Consider the following 19,618-nt stretch of genomic DNA (forward strand, 5'->3'; position numbering starts at 1 on the left):
ATCATTGCGGCGTTTAACATAAGCGGATAAAGACCGCAAGATCCCTCATCCCAACAGGAAACAAATTTGGCTATTTATTCATTGTTTTCAATATTTTTTACCTTGCTACCGTTCACTTTAAATGAAAAAAATGTTTTTATCACCGAAAAATGGGTGAAAAGTTTCATGCGGGATACCGAAAGATTCCAGTTTATTTACTGGGATATTTTTGCGGTATGCCGCAATAATTTCCACTAAACATTATTTACAGAAAAATAAAAATTTTCAAATCAGTCCAACCTAGTTAATCCTCTTTATTGTTGAAGCCATTTACAATCTTTACATGACATCTATTTACCGCGCAAAAACCGAAAAACAAGCAAAAAAAAGACACCCTTGCGAAGAGCGCCTTACAACGATTCCTTTATGACATTTCTGTCAATATCAATCAATTCCATATAGCCTTTCCCCCACTCATACATGGCATCAAGAATAGGCATGAGGCTTTCTCCTTGCGGGGTCAAGGAATATTCAACCTTCGGCGGGACAACCGGATACACTTCCCTGTGAACAATCATATCCTGTTCAAGCTCTCTCAGCTGGTTCACGAGGATCTTCTGCGTTATATCAGGAATCAAAGTTTTTAATTCATTGAACCGTTTTGTGCCTTCTTTTCCTAAATGCCACAAAATGAGCATTTTCCATTTACCGCCGATCACTGCAAGCGTTAATTCCTTCTCACAATTAAACCTTTTGTCGTCCATCCGGCTCAAAAGAAATCCCCCCTTAGTATACTTTTTGTATGTTAAATACGTATCATCACTTACTTACTTTTTTTGCAGACTCCTTTTTATTATACTCACTCATAAAACCAAGCGAAAGAAATCTGATTGCCTCTCCTCACAGTATCCTCCAAGTAACTAGTTGACTTCAAAGTGCCTACTTCTCATCAAAAGAGGGAACCTATAGAATGAAAAATAATTCGAAAAAGGGAGTGGATCAACAATGGAATTACAGCTAGCATTAGACCTCGTAAACATCCCGGAAGCCATCGAGCTCGTCAAAGAAGTGGAACAATATATCGACGTGGTTGAGATCGGAACACCGGTTGTCATTAATGAAGGCCTCAGAGCCGTTAAAGAAATAAAAGAAACATTTCCGCAATTGAAGGTTCTAGCAGACCTGAAAATCATGGATGCCGGCGGATACGAAATCATGAAAGCGTCGGAAGCGGGCGCTGACATCATCACCGTTTTAGGCGCTACAGACGACGCAACGATTAAAGGCGCAGTAGAAGAAGCCAAAAAACAGAAGAAGAAAATCTTAGTTGATATGATTAACGTAAAAGATATTGAATCCCGTGCGAAAGAAATTGACGCACTCGGTGTTGACTACATCTGCGTCCACACTGGATATGATCTTCAAGCAGAGGGCAAAAACTCTTTCGAAGAATTAACGACAATCAAAAATACCGTAAAAAACGCAAAAACCGCAATTGCGGGGGGCATCAAACTTGATACACTTCCTGAAGTGATCAAACAAAAGCCTGACCTTGTCATTGTTGGGGGCGGAATTACAAGCGCAGCCGATAAAGCAGAAACGGCTTCAAAAATGAAACAGCTTATTGCCCAAGGATAACGTTATGAAAACGACTGAATACGTAACGGAAATTCTCAATGAGTTACACCGTTCAGCGGCTTATATTTCTGATGAAGAAGCTGATCAGCTTGCCGATCACATTCTTTCATCCAATCAAATTTTCACTGCGGGTGCGGGGCGTTCTGGCCTGATGGCAAAATCCTTCGCGATGCGATTGATGCACATGGGCTTCAACGCTCATATTGTCGGTGAGATTCTCACTCCGCCGCTCAGCGCAGGAGATCTCGTCATCATCGGCTCAGGATCAGGCGAGACAAAGAGCCTGATCCATACAGCAGCAAAAGCAAAAAGCTTACACGGGGTTGTTGCCGCTTTAACCATCAATCCAGAATCAAGCATCGGAAAACAAGCCGATCTCATCGTCAAAATGCCCGGTTCTCCTAAAGACCAGTCAAATGGAAGCTATAAAACCATACAGCCAATGGGATCATTATTTGAGCAAACTTTGCTGCTGTTCTATGATGCAGTAATTTTAAAACTCATGGAGAAACAAGGGCTCGATTCTGATACCATGTTCACCCACCACGCAAACCTTGAATAGCGTCACACAACCGGCCTGGAGATCAGGCCGGTTTTATTATTTCTAAAATCAAACTTTAAACTCAAAAACCCGATAAGTAATATGACCTACAAATCATAAAAAGGAGGAATTATGGTGATAAAACAACTAAAGCTTAAGCTAGGAACAAAAATTCTCTGCTTGGTTTTCGTGATTATTCTTTTGTTTTCACTGTCAGTTGGCACTTTGATGCTTAAGGAAATTACAGACAGCATGAAACAAATGGCGACTGAAAAAGCGAAAGGCGATCTGGCTTTAAGCAGTGCTTATATTGATGATGTCATTTCAGGGGAATGGCAGGTAAAAAACAATAAGCTTTATAAAGGCCAAACACAAATCAACGGAAATGAAGATATCGTTGATCTGCTTGGCGAAAAAACAGGTGATACCGTTACAATTTTCCAAGGAGATACTCGTGTAGCAACCAATGTCATGAAAAATGGCGAAAGAGCTGTTGGCACTCAGGCTTCTTCTGAAGTTACTGACGCTGTTTTAAAGAACGGAAAACCATTCAACGGGCAAGCAGACGTGGCGGGCTCTTCCTATCAGACGGCATACATGCCTTTAAAAGATCAAAACGGAAACATCATCGGCATGCTGTATACCGGAGCCAATCAAAGCATTTTAGCATCACTTACGCAATCACTTTTCACTCAATTCGCTATCGTTCTTGTTATCGTCATTATTGCATCAGTCATCCTTGTCCTGCTTTTCACAAGAAGAATCAATAAGCGGCTGAACGCTTTAAAATGCGCCTTTGAAAGTGCCGGAAACGGAGATATGACAATAGAGGTGTCAGACAAATCCGGTGACGAGCTATCAGAACTGAGCGTCTATTACAATAAGATGAGAATGAAACTGAACGATACCATCCAAACCGTACAGCAATCAGCCCTTCAGCTTGCGTCTGCCTCTCAGCAGCTCTCAGCCGGAGCAGAGGAAACAAATCAAGCTTCAGAAAAGATTACAGAAGCTGTACAGCAGATTGCAAATGGAGCCCAGGATCAGATCACGCGAATTGAAAACAGTGAAAGTTCATTAAAACAAGCTTCAGCAGACATCCGGGATATTTCTTCAAATACTGCTGCTATTGCTGACAAAGGGCAGCTTGCGCAATCAAAAGCCGCCATTGGGCAAAAGGAAATTTCTAATGTACAGGCACAAATGGATGCGATTCACGATTCGATCCAGAAAAGCGGAGAAATCATACACCAGCTGGACGGCCGCTCTAAACAAATTGAGCAAATTTTATCCGTCATCACCCAAATTGCCGATCAGACAAACCTGCTTGCGCTGAATGCAGCGATTGAAGCTGCCAGAGCCGGTGAACATGGCAAAGGTTTTGCTGTTGTTGCCGATGAAGTACGTAAATTAGCGGAAGAGTCTCAACAGTCTGCGGGGCAGATTTCAAAACTGATCACAGAAATCCAAAATGATATGAACCAATCTGCAAGATCTGTTGAGCATGTGAAAACAGAGGCTGCAGAAGGTGTCACCATGATCCAGCGCACGAGAGATGCATTTAAGGAAATTGCAGCTGCAACAGGCGAAATCAGCGCTGAGATCAGTGATCTATCAGCATCTGTATCAAACATTTCATCCAGTGCACATAACATAAACGAATCCTTTGCAGCCAATACGGCTGGTATTAAAGATTCTACAGAAAATACCCGGCAGGCGGCTGCATTAACAGAAGAACAATTTGCTGCAATGGAAGAGATAACTGCAGCTTCTGAAACGCTATCTCAATTAGCTGAGGAGCTTACCGGTATCATAAGCCAATTTAAAATGATTGATCAACCCAAAAACGGCCGATGACTTACTATCATTATTGTATATTGGCAACGGTATTTTACTGAAAACAAATATTTCGACCTGCTAAAATTACGTTTTCAGCAATAAACTGATTGTAAAACTAAAAATTTCAACCTTTACACCAAACGCTTTCTGGATTACTCTTGGGGCAGTTTTAAAGTTGCTAAAAGCGGGAGGTGAACATCACGATGGACATCATAAAAACAATACTTCTCGTCATCGTCGTCATAGCAGCTGCAGCTGTCGGCCTGATAAAGGGAGACTTTTTCTCAGCTGATCAAAAAACGTCTCAAACGAAAGAATATGACGAAACGATCGCCCTCCCTTCTGACCGTTATCCCGAAACGGCCAAACATATTAAGGATGCGATAAATGAGGGGCACTCAGATGTGTGCACCATCGACAGAGACGGAGCTGAGGAACGCCGCGAGCAATCATTAAAAGACGTACCGCCAAAAACGGGGTATGACAGAGATGAATGGCCAATGGCCATGTGCAAAGAAGGCGGTGAGGGAGCTTCTGTAGAATACATTTCTCCTGCTGACAACCGCGGTGCAGGCTCTTGGGTTGGGCATCAGCTTACCGATTATCCAGACGGCACAAAGGTTTTATTCACGATTCAGTAAACAATAGAGGAGGAACAGCACATTGATCAAGTCATGGAAACCTCAAGAACTGTCGATTTCTTATCATCAATTTACTGTATTTCAAAAGGATTCTGCACCTCCTGTTATGGATTGGACTGACGAAGCGATCGAAAAAGGATTTGCGGCGGCGGACGGAGCGATTTCGTTTGAGGCACAGAGAAATACAAAGGCCTTTATTCTTTTGCGCCTGAACAGTTCAGAAACTGTAAACTCCTATGAAAAGAAAGTGACTGTTCCTTTTCATGTCACAGAAAACGGAATTGAAATTGAAAGCATTATGTCTAAAAGGCTGTCCTTTGATCTTCCTAAAGGAGAATATCAATTGACATGCTGGACTGTGCCGGCTGAGATGTCAGATCTGCACGCCGACACTTATATTATTGATGCTGTTTCTGTGTAATGAAAAAGCCCTGAGAGAAGACTCTCAGGGACTCTTTATATACTTTCTCCGTTCGTCTTGATTACATCCTGATACCAATAAAAGCTTTTTTTCTTCAAGCGTTTTAAATCATGTGTATTTTCTTCATCGCGATGAACATAAACGAATCCGTATCTTTTTTGGTAGCCATTCAGCCAGCTTAATAGATCAGTAAACGACCAGCTGCAATAGCCGATCAAATCGACACCGTCGCTGATGGCCTGTCTGCATTGCTCAAGATGCGAATGCAAATAATCAATTCGATAATCATCCTGTACAGTGCCATCCTCAACTTTATCAAATTCACCCAAACCATTCTCTGTGATAAACACTGGAAGCTGATAGCGGCTTGTAATTCGGCGAAGACCGATACGCAATCCGATTGGGTCAATTGTCCAATCCCAGTTGCTCGTTGTCAGGTGCGGATTTTTTTTCGTTTTAAACACTCCGGGTATCCCTGTTTCCTGGTTGGTCCCCTTTTGGCCTGTCGTATTCATTTTCCCTTCCGACACACCATTAAGCGGATTTCGTTCGTAGGTGATGGTCTGATAATAATTGACACCTACAAAATCAGGCTTTCCTTTGGCAAGCAGCTCCATATCTCCTGCTTCGATTGTCGGCGCCCAGCCTTGTTTTTCTAAATAGCGGAAAGGAATTTGCGGGTAGGTTCCCCAGCAATACATGTCCAGCCACCAATTGTTCATAAATTCTTCAGCGTTTTCAAATGCCAGTATATCCTCTGGATGGCTGGATAAAGGGTAAGCCGGAGAATAAGCAAAGCTTGGACCGATTTTGCCTTCAGGCACATATTCCCTAAAAGATTCAATAGCTTTTGCATTAGCCAGAAACGCAATATGGTTTGCTTCGTAAAATCGTTTTCTGTCTTTCACTCCAGGCGGGTGCATGGCTGTAATAAAGCCGTGATTAAAATTGTAGTTCTGTTCGTTTAACGTAACCCAATATTTCACTCTGTCTCCAAAACGTTTATAAAGAGTAATACAGTAGTTATTAAAATCCTCTATGATATTTCTTGATTCAAAACCGCTGTACTCGTCCATAAGCGCCTGAGGCAAATCCCAATGATATAAAGTCAGAACCGGCTCGATGTTATGAGAAAGCAACTCGTCAATCAGGTTATCGTAAAAAGCTAGGCCTGCTTCATTGATCTCCCCTTTTCCTTTTGGAAAAATCCGCGGCCAGCTGACGGAAAATCGATACGCTTTTAAGCCCATCTCAGCCATCAAAGCGACATCTTCTTTAAAACGGTGATAATGGTCAACCGCAATATCGCCATTGGTCCCTTTAAACGTTTTGCCCGGTATTTTCGTAAATACGTCCCATACAGAAGGACCTTTGCCATCTTCGTTCCAAGCGCCTTCAATCTGGTACGCTGCTGAAGCAGAGCCCCACAAAAAATGTTTCGGAAAAGATTCTGGATGCTGGTGGATCATAGTGTTTATCACTCCTGAAATATTTGATAAACCTATCATAGGTTATGAAACGCGTTTCATATCAACTCGATATTAATCGCGGAACAGCTCAGCCAATATTGCCTACCTGTAAATAACGCAAAAGCACCCAATTCCCATTGGATGCTTACCGTCTTAATGTCTTTTTTCAAATTTATGCTGATGAGGATGGGGCTTTGGAACAAAGCCGTTTTGTTTCATCATTTCAAAGTGTTTGTCCATGTGATTTTTGATGTGTTCTCCTCTTTCTTTAGGCAGGACACCGTATTGCACATACTTTGAGATTACGTCTTTGCGCTTTTTTAATATGTCTGCTTCCAGCTGTTCAATTTCTTTCTTTTGCTGATCTGTCAGTGTGACATTTGCGGGAGGCAGCTGCTGTTTTTCTGCGGCTTCAGCTGTGCCGGTCAGAGAAATGACAGCTGCGGTTATGAACATTGTGATGATATTGATTTTTATTCGCTTCATCCAATTTATTCCTCCAATCCTATTTTTCATATGTTTTGCTGCATTGCATTTTTTATACATGCAAAAGAAAAAGAGCGAACCATTATTCGCTCTTTCTGATCTGTTCATCAGTATAAAGTTCTTCTTCACCCGGGGGCGCGTAAGTGACATACGTTCCCGCGATTAAATCATGCAGTGTCCGTTTGTCTTCTCGGACGCCGATCAGAATCAGGCTGGCGATCAAGCCGAGTCCGAAGGTTATGCCGTAAACCAGACCCGCAACAATAACCCGCAAAAACATCGTTAACAGGCTGACCTGTGATCCGTCTTTTTTTACGATTCTGATACCGCAGATTCTTTTTCCGATAAGGTAGCCGTTCCAAAACACCGGCAACAAAATAGAGTACAGCAGAACAATCAGACTGATGAACATGCTGTCGTTCGGGTCTTTTCCTGTAATCAGCCAATAGATCAGCAAAAGAGGCACCGAGACAATAATGTAATCCAGCAATGAAGCTCCTAGTCTGATCCAGAATCCGGCTGGTTTGTAAATATTCATTTGACTCCCCCATATGTCTTCAATATGACTTTGATGTTTCCATCTTCTTTCTTATCGAATATATCATATGCCTTAGGGCCATCAGCAAGACTTAATTTATGCAAAAGATCGATTTCATGCTTCTTGACCATTTCATACAGCATTGGCATTAGATGAATAACGAGTGCCCGGCCCACTGGTGTAATGGCATCCTGGATCTGGGATCAGCTCAACATGCTCTTTTTCTTGATATGTCAATGCTTTCATCCTTGGACAACTCCTTTATTATCACTGGTTCCCTGTATAGCCGCTTTTAAACGCTCACACGCTTTTATATACACAATTCGAACTTTTTGAAAACGTCATCAACATATTGCAACCCCTTATGTTCAGTGCTATCTTTTTAGTTGATTAACAGATTGGAGGAAACATAGGTGAAATCATTCATGCAATCCAAAGCCGTTATATTCAGTTTCACAATGGCTTTCTTTCTTATATTGGCAGCCTGTTCCGGCAAAAATGAAGCAGATTCCAAGGATACAGGCTGGGAGCAGATTAAAGACAAAGGGAAAATTGTTGTCGCTACATCAGGCACGCTTTATCCCACTTCTTATCACGATACCGATTCAGGTTCCGATAAGCTGACAGGCTATGAGGTTGAAGTCGTTCGTGAAGCGGCAAAACGCCTGGGTCTGAAGGTTGAGTTCAAGGAGATGGGCATTGACGGGATGCTTACAGCGGTGAACAGCGGCCAGGTTGACGCAGCCGCAAATGACATCGATGTGACGAAGGACCGCGAGAAGAAGTTCGCGTTTTCCACTCCATATAAATATTCATACGGCACGGCAATCGTCCGAAAAGACGATTTATCAGGGATTAAAACGCTTAAGGATTTAAAAGGGAAAAAAGCCGCTGGCGCAGCTACGACAGTCTACATGGATGTAGCGAGAAAATACGGCGCTCAAGAAGTGATTTATGATAATGCGACCAATGAGCAGTATTTAAAAGATGTCGCCAACGGACGCACTGATGTCATTTTAAACGACTATTACCTGCAAACACTTGCGCTCGCAGCATTCCCGGATCTCAACATTACGATCCATCCTGACATCAAGTACATGCCGAACAAACAGGCGCTTGTCATGAAAAAAAGCAATGCAGCACTTCAGAAAAAGATGAACGAAACATTGAAAGAAATGAGCAAGGATGGCACTTTGACAAAGCTGTCGAAACAATTCTTCAATAAAGCAGATGTATCAAAGAAACTGGATGTCGACGTTCAGGACGTTGATTTGTAATCGGACGCCATGATAAATAGCATTCAGTGGGAATATATTTTCAACACAAAGTTGGCCATTGAATCGTTTCCTTATGTCATAAAAGGCATTGGGTATACGCTGCTCATCTCTCTTGTGAGCATGTTTGCGGGAACGGTGATCGGCCTGTTCATATCACTCGCCAGAATGTCTCAGCTTGCCTTGTTAAGGTGGCCGGCGAAGCTCTATATCTCATTTATGCGGGGCGTTCCGATTTTGGTGATCTTGTTTATCCTTTATTTCGGATTTCCTTATATCGGCATTGAATTTTCCGCTGTCACAGCCGCTTTAATTGGCTTTAGCCTTAACAGCGCCGCCTACATTGCGGAAATTAACCGTTCAGCCATTTCAGCCGTTGAAAAAGGACAGTGGGAAGCCGCATCCTCTCTCGGCCTTTCCTATTGGCAGACGATGAGGGGTATCATTTTGCCGCAATCGATCCGTATTGCGCTGCCTCCGCTTGCCAATGTATTGCTCGACTTAATCAAAGCGTCCTCTCTCGCTGCAATGATTACAGTGCCGGAATTGCTCCAGCATGCGAAAATCATCGGCGGCAGAGAGTTTGATTACATGACCATGTATATTCTGACCGCTCTCATTTATTGGGCCATCTGCTCAGCAGCGGCAGCTTTTCAGAATATCCTTGAGAAAAAATACGCTCATTATGTTTAAACAAACGTTTCATTAAAAAAGCCGCTCCTCAGGGGACGGCTTTTTTCTATTGATTCAGCTTCCACTTGAACGGGTCCTCAAACAGCGACCAGTCGGAATCAAATTCGTACTCAGTCAGCAGGCATTGATCAAGCTCTTTCGTGATCGCTTCTTCATCCAAATCTGTTCCGATAAACACAAGCTGCGTCAGGCGGTCGCCAAATTCCGGATCCCAGTCCTCCAAAATTTCGGGCTCCTGCTGTTTGACTTGCTCCTGCTCAAGCTTTGGCAACGCCGCCACCCAATACGATACTGGCTCAAGCGTAACCGACGGCCCTGCTTGCGACATCAGCAAAGCGAGATTGTTATGCGAGGCGCACCAGACGATTCCTTTGGCACGAACCACGTTCTTTGGCATTTGATCCATCCAGCGATAAAACCGTGTAGAATGAAACGGCAAACGTCTTTTATACACAAATGAAGAGATGCCGTATTCTTCTGTTTCCGGGGTGTGTTCCGCATGGCCTGCTGTCAGCTCTTGAATCCAGCCGGCTGACCCGCTCGCTTCCTCGAAGTTAAATAACCCTGTATGCAAAATCTCCTGCGGTTTTACATTTCCTTTGACGGAACGAATGAATTTGGCTCTTGGCTGCAGTGTACGAAGCACTTTTTCAAGCTGTTCGAGCTCTTGCTCACTGACCAAATCACATTTATTCAAGATCAGAACATCACAAAACTCGATTTGGTCGATCAAGAGGTCGGCAATGTCTCTTTCATCCTCTTCCCCTAACGCTTCTTTACGATCCAGAAGGCTATCGCCTGACTGATAATCATGCCAAAAACGGTTGGCATCAACCACTGTCACCATCGTATCCAGCTGACAGAATTTCGTAAGGTCGATTCCCATCTCTTCATCGATATAAGAAAAAGTCTGAGCCACCGGGATCGGTTCACTAATTCCTGTCGATTCGATTACGATATAATCAAACCGCCCGTCTTTTGCCAGCTTCTCGACTTCAATTAATAAGTCTTCGCGAAGCGTGCAGCAAATGCAGCCGTTTGACATTTCCACAAGCTTTTCATCTGTTCTGGAAAGGCCTCCTTCCTGCTTAACCAAGCCTGCGTCAATGTTCACCTCACTCATATCGTTGACGATGACCGCTATTTTTAAGCCTTCACGATTTTGCAGAATGCTGTTCAGCAATGTTGTTTTTCCAGCGCCAAGATAACCGCTCAGTACGGTAACCGGAATTTTTTTCATACTAATGTCCTCCCTTATAAAATAGAATCATTACGATTTAATTTGTATGCTTCGCCGTATAGGCAATGGTGTAAGCAGCTTTTCGCGCTCCGGAAATATTTCTCGCTGTCGGCCCGATTTCTAATTCAGCAAAGGCTCCCATCACATATAAGCCTTTTCCCCATTGCAAATCCTTGCCAACAATCGGAAAACCGCAGCCTGCATAAGGCAATTGCTCCGCTTGCGCTGCTCTCTGTACCCAATCGAACCGGCTAATGTCCGAGGTAAAACCTGTTGCCAATGCGACACGCTCGTATTCGTATCGCGATTCGCTGGTTTTACAGTGTATCTGTATCTTGCCGTCATCTGTTTTTTGGCAAAAATCAATGTCATCCTGAATGACTTTTATTCTGCCCTCCTCCTTATAGACAGCAAGTGTTCTTGAAATGTCCTTTGGAAAAGAGCCACGATGTCTGGCGCTTGTAATCCATTGCCTTCGCTTTTGATAGTCAGACGTTTTACTGAATGCTTTCATATATTTCGGACCAAGCCATCCTGGATCACTATCGAAGTCATAGATCCGGAACGGATGCCTCACCAGCATCGTCACATCATGGCCGTCATCTGCGAGCTTTATGGCGTAATGAGCCGCCGTTATCCCTCCGCCCACAACTGCCATTTGCACACTTTCATTGCTTACATCGTGCACCTCTCTGTCAAACACATGATAAATGCCGTCATTCTGATATGGTTTTGTCCACTCCGGCCAAGAAGGCTGATGAGAAAAACTCATGGCTAAAACCACTCGTTCCCCCGTGAGAGTTCCAGCGGTATCTGTCTCCGCTTCCCACAACCCGTTTTTCCTTCTCAAATTTGTCACCATGCCTGTTTTCCATGCTTGATCAATATGTATCTCATCCAGCACAGTCTCGCAGTGCTGATTGAAGAGCGACAGCGAGGGCCTCTTATATCTTCCAAAGAATACTTCCGGCCATTGGCTTTTATCCGCATACGTTTGCAAGCTGAACGGCTCTGTGTCTACATGATGAACCGATGGAGAGCGCAAGTATTTCATCTGAATGCGGCTTGTGTTTCGTTTCCAGCATTCAAGAGGCCGTTCATGGGGATCAATGACAGCAAGATCCTCAATCGATGCCCTTCCGCTTTTCACCAGATGCACAGCCAAGGTTGTGCCTTGGATGCCGCCGCCAATGATCAGCCATTTATACATTGGAGAATCTCCTCTCTACAAAACGTAATTGTTACGATTTAAATCGTATGGCTTTTTTTCCTTTTTGTCAACCGCTTTCCATTCAGCCGATCACAACTTTTGTATGTTCAGGGATGTTTTCATATATCCATTTCGCATCTGGGATGGCCAGCCTGATACATCCATGAGATGCCTTCACCCCTAGTTTTTTCGCTTCTTTTTCGATGACTTTTTTATCCTTTGTCATCGGCACACTGTGAAATAGAAATTCGCCATGGTTTTTCCATGAGACCCAGTATTCCGCACCTTCCTGATATCCTTCGGAGAAAAACCATTCTCCCCGTTCAGGCTCTATATAAAAGGTGCCCTTTGGCGTAGCATCATCTTTTGTTTGATCCAGTCCTGACGAGACAATCATTGTATATAAGGTTTTGCTTCCTTCTTTGATGTAAGCCTTCTGGTCTTTCACGTCTACATCAATCCAGACATGTTTCTGCTTGATATTCGGGTATTCACCGCCTGATGGTTTGGTCCAATCGATGCTAGTTTTTTCTGTCTTTTGGTCGGACGTTACGTGCTCTGCCGTTTTCTTTGTATCAGCGCTTGCATGTTCTTCCGTTTTTTTTGTATCGGCACTTGCGTGTTCTTTCGCATGATAGGAGCAGGCTGACAGCAGGCTGGCCGGCACAAGAACAGCAACAAATAATAATAAGAGTTTCATATTCTATCCTCCTGTTTCGAAAAACGCAGCTTCGCATAGGCATCGTGGAGATGGATTGATTCTTCATTGCGGCATTCAATCTCAAAGGCTGACACCCATTCAAGCTCATACAAATCCGCGGCAATCAGCCGGGCGAGATCCTCAACAAATCTTGGATTTTCATATGCTGTTTCCGTCACGGCTTTTTCATCCGGGCGCTTAAGAACCGGGTGCAGTCTCGCAGAAGCATTTGATTCTGCGGCGTCAAGCAAATCAGCTTTAAAATCGCTTGGAAGCGATACTGCCGGATGAATATCAGCCCAAATGCTGACCGTCCCCCTCTGATTATGAGCGCTGTATTCACTGATTTCCTTGGAGCAAGGGCACAGGGTCGTTACTTTCGCTGAGATGCCGGCACGCTGTTCAAACGGCTGATCTTCGCGATAGGTGACAGACATCAATATGTCAGCATGCATCAAACCCGCTTTCTCAAGCTTCGGACTTTTCCGTTCGAAAAACCATGGAAACCGCACTTCGACTGAAGCTGATGACTGGTCCATGTTTTCTGCAAGCTCTTTCGTAAATTGCTGTAGAGAGGAAAATGAGAGAATCCAGCCGTTTTGATGATAGAATTGGAGCAGCTCTGTTAACCGGCTCATATTAATCCCCTTCTGATTCCTCCGCAAATCACAAGTCATTGTAAAGTTCGCAGTCGTTGTTTGCTCAGCAGGCGTCATGGCAGAAGTGATTGTGACCGGATGGGACACATTAGCGACACCTACATGCTGAATGTCAAAAAAATAATCCTTCCTGATATTTTGCAGATCCTTCATTTTCTCTTTTTCTACAGGTTTCTCGCCTTTTATCGGACTGACCGACCCAAAGTATTGAAGACGTTCCGGTTTTCCCGGAAGCGGCATGTGTTGATTCAATCAGAAAACTCCTCTCATTAACAAATCGTAATAATTACTATTTATTTTGATGGGTTCACTGATTAAAATCAAGAGAAAATAAAAAAGACACGCACAAATGCGTGTCCGTCAAAACCTAAATATCAGCGGGGCTGCTATCCGCGCTCCAGCTTTTTCTCCAGTAATAGCCTGCGGCAAGCACGAGTGCAAACGCCAGCAGCGCGATACAGGAAAACGTGATAAAACCGATAGCATATGTGCCTGTCATCTGTTTTAACGATCCTAAGATGTTCGGCAGGAAAAACCCTCCTATGCCGCCGGCCGCACCGACAATTCCTGTCACCATGCCGATTTCTTTGCGGAAGCGCTGCGGTACGAGCTGGAATACGGCTCCGTTGCCCATTCCGAGCCCCATCATTCCGACAAACAAAAGAACGATGACCATTGAGAGAGACGGCAGGCTGCTGACCCCAGCCATACACAGGGCCACGATGACAAACAATACAGAAAGCACTTTTGTGCCGCCGACACGATCGGAAATCCAGCCCCCGATAGGCCGGAAAAAGCTTCCCGCCGCCACACATAATGTAACGAAATCGCCCGCGTGAATTTTTGACAGCTGGTATTGATCGACAAAGAAAATAGATAAAAAGCTTGATAGCCCGACAAATCCCCCGAATGTGACACTGTACAGCAGGCAGAAAAACCATGTTTCCTTTTGCCCGAACACATGCAGATAGCTTTTGAGCGGCTGCGGCGCCGGCTGTGCAGGAGAATCCTTTGCCATGGACACAAAAAGAATAAAGACGATCAGCAAAGGAATAAGCGCAATTCCCATAACAATGTGCCAGCCGAATTGCTCTGCAAGACGCGGGCCAAACAGGGTTGCAAACAAAGTGCCGCTGTTCCCCGCGCCGGCGATCCCCATCGCAAGCCCCTGCAAATGAGGCGGATACCATCGGCTTGCCATAGGCAGCGCAACGGCAAAGCTTGCCCCCGCCACGCCAAGCAGAATCCCGATGGCATACAGCTCAGGCAGCGAGCGGCCGCCAAATGTCCCCCACAGCAGCGGAATCATTGTCACCAGCATCCCGATCATTGCCGTTTTTTTCGGTCCGATTCTGTCCGTTAAAACACCTAAAATGATACGAAACACAGATCCTGATAAAATCGGCACAGCCACGATAAGCCCTTTCTCAAATGGGGACAGGCCAAAATCCTGAGAAATATAAACACCCAGCGCCCCAAGCATAACCCATATCATAAAACTCACATCAAAGTATAAAAAGGAACAGAGCAAAGTGAGTGGATGACCGCTAGTTTTCAGTTCCGACAGCTTCATAAGATTCCCCTTTCTTGACCCTTAATTATTTTAAATTTTCTGAATATAGAATATATGACCATTTTTTTCTGGAAAAGACATGTGTAAGTTTTTGTGACACGTTTAATGCGTTAACAATGCATTGTGACATAATTTTTAATAGGAGAATCAAAGGAGGTCTGGCACATGAAGAAACAAAGATTGGTGTTAGCAGGGAACGGCATGGCCGGAATCCACTGTATTGAAGAAGTTTTAAAGCTGAATCGCCAAATGTTCGAAATTGTCATTTTCGGAAGCGAACCGCATCCCAACTATAATCGCATTCTCTTATCCTCTGTATTGCAGGGTGAGGCGTCACTCAATGACATTACACTGAACAGCAAGGATTGGTACGACAAGCACGGGATTACGCTTTACACAGGCGAAACGGTTGTTCACATTGATACAGTTCAGCAGCGGGTTATCACGGACCGGAAACGCACCCATTCTTATGACAAATTAATAGTGGCAACAGGCTCCTCCCCTCATATTCTCCCCATCCCCGGGGCGGACAAAGAAGGCGTCTACGGATTTCGAACAATAGAAGACTGCCAAGCGTTGATGAGCATGGCCAAACACTATCAAAAGGCAGCGGTGATCGGAGCCGGCTTATTAGGACTGGAAGCAGCAGTCGGTTTACAGCATCTCGGCATGGATGTCAGCGTCATTCATCACTCTGCCGGCATTATGCAAAAACAGCTGGATCAAACGGCGTCGAGGCTGCTGCAGACAGAGCTGGAACGGAAAGGCTTAACCTTTCTTTTGGAAAAAGACACCGTATCCATTTCTGGCACCTCGCGGGCAGACGGAATCTGTTTTAAAGACGGCTCTTTATTGAAAGCTGACTTGATTGTGATGGCGGCTGGCGTGAGGCCGAATATTCAATTAGCTGTGTCAGCCGGAATCGCAGTGAACCGCGGGATCATCGTGAATGACTACATGCAGACGAGTGAACCGAATGTGTATGCCGTCGGCGAATGCGCCGAGCATAACGGAACGTTGTATGGTTTGGCAGCCCCGCTTTATGAACAGGGAAAAGCTCTCGCCAAACATATTTGCGGTGCTCCATGTGAGGGGTATCAAGGGTCAGCACCATCTGCAGCTTTAAAAATAGCTGGACTTGATGTGTGGTCAGCTGGAAAGGTTCACGAGGATGAACGCACGACGAGTATTAAAATCTACGATGAACAAACAGGCATTTATAAAAAAGCACTCTTTGAGGATGACAAACTGGCCGGCGTTATTTTATTCGGAGATACACGTGACAAGCAGCGGTTTCTCGACAGCCTGCTCAAACAAAGAGACATCTCCATTGTCAAAAAGCAGATCATCGAACCCGAGAATACCGGCACTTTATTTGATTCCATGTCTTCCAGTGAAACGATTTGCCAATGCAACTCAGTGACGAAAGGCGCGATTGAAGAAGCGGTGCACACGAAAGGCCTAACAACTGTTGAGGAAGTCAAGCACTGCACCAAAGCATCCGGTTCCTGCGGAGGATGCAAGCCGCTCGTTGAAGACCTTTTGAGGCACATGACCAGCAGCGAATATACAGAGCCCGCCGTCACTCCTTCGTTTTGCGGCTGTACTGATTTTACAGAAGACGACATCATTGCCGAGCTTCAGCGCAGGCCATTCACTAATCCGGGAGAAGCGATGAGCCAGCTTGGCTGGAAAACGAATAATGGATGCCGCAAATGTGTTCCGGCGATTCAATACTACCTGGAAATGCTTCATCCCGGTTTTGTTCAGCCTGAATCAGCTGCCGAAGATACATACATCCTGATTCCACAAATGTACGGCGGGCAAACGAACGCGGAGCAGTTAAGAAACATCGCCAATATCATCGAGGCGTACAGCATCTCCGACGTATCCATCACTCACGGACAAAGACTGAAGCTTTCCGGGATCAAACCCGCGGATCTCCCAAACATCAAAAAAGACCTGAAAATGCCCGTACGCTCAAACGAACACCACCGCACGCTGCAAAGTGTCAAAGCATGTACATGCGGACAAAACCGATCGATTCAACAGCTGGCAGCCCAGATCGAGAGACATCTTGAGATGCTTTCCATGCCCGCTTATATTTCTATCAGCTTATCATGTGAAACAGACTGCACCGATGCCGCCATACAAGATGTCGGCGCGATTCGAACGCAAGCTGGCTGGGACATTTACATCGGCGGCGTCCGGGGAACTCATGCCCGTTCCGGAGCTCTGTTTTGCGTTACTGACAACGCAGACAGCACTGCCAGCATGATCAAAGGACTGATCCAGTATTACCGTGAAACGGCTCATTACTTAGAAGCCGTTCATCAGTGGATGGACCGTCTCGGGATCGTGCATATCAGAGAAGTGCTATTTGAAGAGGAGCTTAAGACACAGCTGCTGGAAAGCCTCCAAACAGACCTGTCACTGATTCAAAACCCGCCTGTACAGGCTGGCGCACATAAGAAAGGATGAGGCATTTTGACTGAACGACTGCTTAGATATTTCCGTGATAAACAGCAAGACATCCAATCAGAAAAAACGTATGACACCCAATGCCCGTTTTGCAGCATGCAGTGCAAAATGCAGCTCGTGGAACAAACCATCGTCACACGGAAAAAGTACACAGCGATCGGGATTGATAATCCTACGACACAGGGCCGATTATGCATGAAGGGTATGAACGCCCACCAGCATGCCCTGAACTCCTCCCGCATCACCCGGCCGCTGCTGAAGAAAAACGGTGAATTTATGCCTGTTTCCTGGGAAGAAGCACTGAAGCATATCAAAGACCAAGTGACTATGATTCAACAAGAACACGGCCATGACGCCATGGCTGTATACGGGAGCGCCTCGATTACGAATGAAGAGGCGTATTTGTTAGGGAAATTCGCGCGGGTGGGCTTACAGACAAAATACATCGACTACAACGGGAGACTTTGTATGTCCGCCGCAGCAACCGCAGCCAACCAAACATTCGGCGCGGACAGAGGCTTAACGAATCCCTTATCAGACATTCCCCACACCCGTGTGATCATTCTGGCCGGCACCAATATTGCGGAATGCCAGCCTACGATTATGCCGTATTTTGAAAAAGCGAAAGAAAACGGTGCTTACATCATTGCCATTGATCCGCGAGAAACAGCGACAACGAAAATCGCCGACCTTCATCTGAAAATCAAACCCGGCACAGACGCCGCCCTTGCCAACGCTCTCGTCAAAATCATGATCGACGAACAGCTCGTAAACGAAGATTTCATTCGATCACGAACAAATGGATTCGCAGAGTTGAAACAGCATACTGACGCGTTGAGCTTGAATGATATCTCCGAACAGACGAGTGTTCCGCTGGCGCACACGCGAAAAGCCGCTGTGAAGTTTGCCAAGGAAACATCCGGCATGCTGTTTACAGCCCGCGGGATTGAACAGCAAACCGATGGAACAGCGGCTGTGAAAGGCTTCTTAAACATGGTGCTCATCACAGGAAAAATCGGCAAACCTTATTCGGGCTATGGGGCGATCACCGGACAAGGCAACGGGCAAGGCGCCAGAGAGCACGGCCAAAAAGCCGATCAGCTCCCGGGCTACCGTTCTATTGAAAATGAAGAACATCGGTCGCATATTGCGAAAGTGTGGGGAATCCATCAGGATGATTTGCCGCGAAAAGGTGTCTCAGCTTATGAAATGATGGAAAAAATCAATGACGGTGACATCAAAGGGCTGTTCCTCATGTGCTCAAATCCCGCTGTCTCCAGCCCAAATGCAAATCTCGTGAAAAAAGCTCTGAGGAAACTGACATTCTTTGTCGCGATCGATTTGTTTATTTCTGAGACTGCGAAATACGCTGATGTGATTTTGCCCGCCTCCTCTTATTTAGAAGATGAGGGCACCATGACAAATGTCGAAGGCCGCGTGACATTAAGAGAAGCAAGCAGGCCGTGTCCCGGTGAGGCAAAGCATGATTGGCAGATCATTTGTGAGATCGCATCCGCTCTCGGGAAGGGCCGTTATTTTTCTTACACGTCAGCAGAGGATATTTTTAATGAATTGAGAGAAGCAAGCCGAGGCGGGATTGCTGATTATTCAGGCATCACATACGACAGGCTCAGACGTGAAGGCGGCATTCACTGGCCGTGTCCCGAATCTGATCATCCAGGAACCGGCCGCTTGTTTGCGGACTCATTTGCACATCCGGATCAAAAAGCGGCACTAAGTGTGATTCCAATCGAACCGGCTGTTCCAAAAGAGAAGCCGACAGCCGATTATCCGCTGTATTTAACGACAGGCCGAGTCATGTCTCATTACTTAACAGGCGTCCAAACGAGAAAAAGCGCCGCCCTTGCCGCGAGACACTTTGAATCTTTTATGGAAATCCATCCGCAAACAGCAGCGTCCTACAATATCGAGGACCGTGTACTGGTAAAAATAGAATCGCCGCGAGGAAGCATCACCGTCCGCAGCAAATTATCAGAACAAATCAGAAAAGACACCGTTTTTGTTCCCATCCACTGGGCAGATGCTCAAAATGTGAATGATTTAATCAGCGAAGCCTTAGATCCAGCCTGCAAAATGCCCGGTTTTAAGGTATGCGCCGTCCGAATCAGACCTATTTAAATTTTTCATAAAATTTTTAGAACTTTTCGTATATTTTGTTACATTTTATAACATGTATCTTAAATATTCCTTTTTGCTGTGCTACGCTGGAAAAAAC

18 protein-coding genes and 1 pseudogene are annotated in these 19,618 nt (G+C 45.1%); 9 read left to right on the forward strand and 10 right to left on the reverse strand.

Annotation, left to right across the window (positions count from 1 at the left end; all coding sequences use genetic code 11):
- Positions 1–389 precede the first annotated feature (389 nt).
- Positions 390–752, reverse strand: coding sequence for a transcriptional activator HxlR (hxlR, locus tag AC0DBE_RS11130; RefSeq protein WP_014112618.1), 363 nt, complete (start codon positions 750–752; stop codon positions 390–392).
- 232 nt (positions 753–984) lie between these two features.
- Here hxlR and hxlA point away from each other — a divergent pair, with 232 nt between their 5' ends.
- From hxlA to nin, 5 genes are all read left to right on the forward strand, one after another.
- A complete protein-coding gene (gene hxlA, locus AC0DBE_RS11135; RefSeq protein ID WP_014112617.1) occupies positions 985–1,617 on the forward strand; it encodes a 3-hexulose-6-phosphate synthase in 633 nt (210 codons plus the stop codon).
- 4 nt (positions 1,618–1,621) lie between these two features.
- Positions 1,622–2,179 carry a 6-phospho-3-hexuloisomerase gene (gene hxlB / locus AC0DBE_RS11140; protein ID WP_072182406.1) on the forward strand — a complete coding sequence of 186 codons (558 nt, stop codon included), beginning with the start codon at positions 1,622–1,624 and terminating at the stop codon, positions 2,177–2,179.
- 111 nt (positions 2,180–2,290) lie between these two features.
- Positions 2,291–4,015, forward strand: a complete 1,725-nt coding sequence (gene tlpC / locus AC0DBE_RS11145; RefSeq protein ID WP_079288197.1) for a methyl-accepting chemotaxis protein TlpC — start codon at positions 2,291–2,293, stop codon at positions 4,013–4,015.
- A 173-nt stretch (positions 4,016–4,188) separates the two neighbouring features.
- Positions 4,189–4,638 carry a DNA-entry nuclease gene (gene nucA, locus AC0DBE_RS11150; protein ID WP_120698809.1) on the forward strand — a complete coding sequence of 150 codons (450 nt, stop codon included), beginning with the start codon at positions 4,189–4,191 and terminating at the stop codon, positions 4,636–4,638.
- A 22-nt stretch (positions 4,639–4,660) separates the two neighbouring features.
- Complete coding sequence (nin, locus tag AC0DBE_RS11155; RefSeq protein ID WP_014112613.1) at positions 4,661–5,059, forward strand: DNA-entry nuclease inhibitor; 399 nt, start codon at positions 4,661–4,663, stop codon at positions 5,057–5,059.
- Between the two features lie 35 nt (positions 5,060–5,094).
- Here the strand turns inward: nin and bglC are convergent, their stop codons facing one another.
- The 4 genes and pseudogenes from bglC to AC0DBE_RS11175 all read right to left on the reverse strand — a co-directional run.
- The gene (gene bglC / locus AC0DBE_RS11160; protein WP_472962146.1) at positions 5,095–6,528 is read right to left on the reverse strand and encodes a 6-phospho-beta-glucosidase; all 1,434 of its coding nucleotides are present in this window, start codon (positions 6,526–6,528) and stop codon (positions 5,095–5,097) included.
- Positions 6,529–6,681: 153 nt separating this feature from the next.
- Positions 6,682–7,014: a YckD family protein gene (locus AC0DBE_RS11165; protein ID WP_472962148.1), complete on the reverse strand. Its 333-nt coding sequence runs from the start codon at positions 7,012–7,014 to the stop codon at positions 6,682–6,684.
- Between the two features lie 82 nt (positions 7,015–7,096).
- The gene (locus AC0DBE_RS11170) at positions 7,097–7,552 is read right to left on the reverse strand and encodes an RDD family protein (protein ID WP_014112607.1); all 456 of its coding nucleotides are present in this window, start codon (positions 7,550–7,552) and stop codon (positions 7,097–7,099) included.
- Positions 7,549–7,728 (reverse strand): annotated as a pseudogene (locus AC0DBE_RS11175) (hypothetical protein); the annotation flags it as partial. The pseudogene AC0DBE_RS11175 and the gene AC0DBE_RS11170, both read right to left, overlap by 4 nt.
- Before the next feature lie 237 nt (positions 7,729–7,965).
- Between AC0DBE_RS11175 and AC0DBE_RS11180 the strand changes: the two are divergent.
- Together AC0DBE_RS11180 and AC0DBE_RS11185 are read left to right on the forward strand one after the other, a co-directional pair.
- Positions 7,966–8,829: a transporter substrate-binding domain-containing protein gene (locus AC0DBE_RS11180; RefSeq protein WP_072565723.1), complete on the forward strand. Its 864-nt coding sequence runs from the start codon at positions 7,966–7,968 to the stop codon at positions 8,827–8,829.
- Between the two features lie 9 nt (positions 8,830–8,838).
- A complete protein-coding gene (locus tag AC0DBE_RS11185; protein ID WP_114151425.1) occupies positions 8,839–9,519 on the forward strand; it encodes an amino acid ABC transporter permease in 681 nt (226 codons plus the stop codon).
- Positions 9,520–9,565: 46 nt separating this feature from the next.
- On the opposite strand, the gene zinU is transcribed toward AC0DBE_RS11185, so the two are convergent.
- From zinU to AC0DBE_RS11210, 5 genes are all read right to left on the reverse strand, one after another.
- A complete protein-coding gene (gene zinU, locus AC0DBE_RS11190) occupies positions 9,566–10,759 on the reverse strand; it encodes a zinc metallochaperone ZinU (RefSeq protein ID WP_014112603.1) in 1,194 nt (397 codons plus the stop codon).
- Between the two features lie 37 nt (positions 10,760–10,796).
- Positions 10,797–11,969 (reverse strand): NAD(P)-binding domain-containing protein, encoded by a 1,173-nt coding sequence (locus AC0DBE_RS11195; RefSeq protein ID WP_014112602.1) that lies wholly within the window; start codon positions 11,967–11,969, stop codon positions 10,797–10,799.
- An 82-nt stretch (positions 11,970–12,051) separates the two neighbouring features.
- Positions 12,052–12,669 carry a L,D-transpeptidase gene (locus tag AC0DBE_RS11200; protein ID WP_472962152.1) on the reverse strand — a complete coding sequence of 206 codons (618 nt, stop codon included), beginning with the start codon at positions 12,667–12,669 and terminating at the stop codon, positions 12,052–12,054.
- On the reverse strand, positions 12,666–13,580 hold the full coding sequence (folE2, locus tag AC0DBE_RS11205) for a GTP cyclohydrolase FolE2 (RefSeq protein WP_461719617.1): 915 nt from the start codon (positions 13,578–13,580) through the stop codon (positions 12,666–12,668). Before folE2 ends, AC0DBE_RS11200 begins: the two co-directional genes overlap by 4 nt.
- Positions 13,581–13,695: 115 nt before the next feature.
- Positions 13,696–14,901 carry an MFS transporter gene (locus AC0DBE_RS11210; protein ID WP_461719616.1) on the reverse strand — a complete coding sequence of 402 codons (1,206 nt, stop codon included), beginning with the start codon at positions 14,899–14,901 and terminating at the stop codon, positions 13,696–13,698.
- 165 nt (positions 14,902–15,066) lie between these two features.
- On the opposite strand from AC0DBE_RS11210, the gene nirB reads away from it, so the two are divergent.
- On the forward strand, positions 15,067–17,382 hold the full coding sequence (nirB, locus tag AC0DBE_RS11215) for a nitrite reductase large subunit NirB (RefSeq protein ID WP_472962155.1): 2,316 nt from the start codon (positions 15,067–15,069) through the stop codon (positions 17,380–17,382).
- Positions 17,383–17,388: 6 nt separating this feature from the next.
- Positions 17,389–19,521 carry an assimilatory nitrate reductase catalytic subunit NasC gene (nasC, locus tag AC0DBE_RS11220; RefSeq protein WP_472962156.1) on the forward strand — a complete coding sequence of 711 codons (2,133 nt, stop codon included), beginning with the start codon at positions 17,389–17,391 and terminating at the stop codon, positions 19,519–19,521.
- Positions 19,522–19,618: the final 97 nt, after the last annotated feature.

It is taken from the genome of Bacillus sp. VA15 (genome assembly GCF_055721145.1).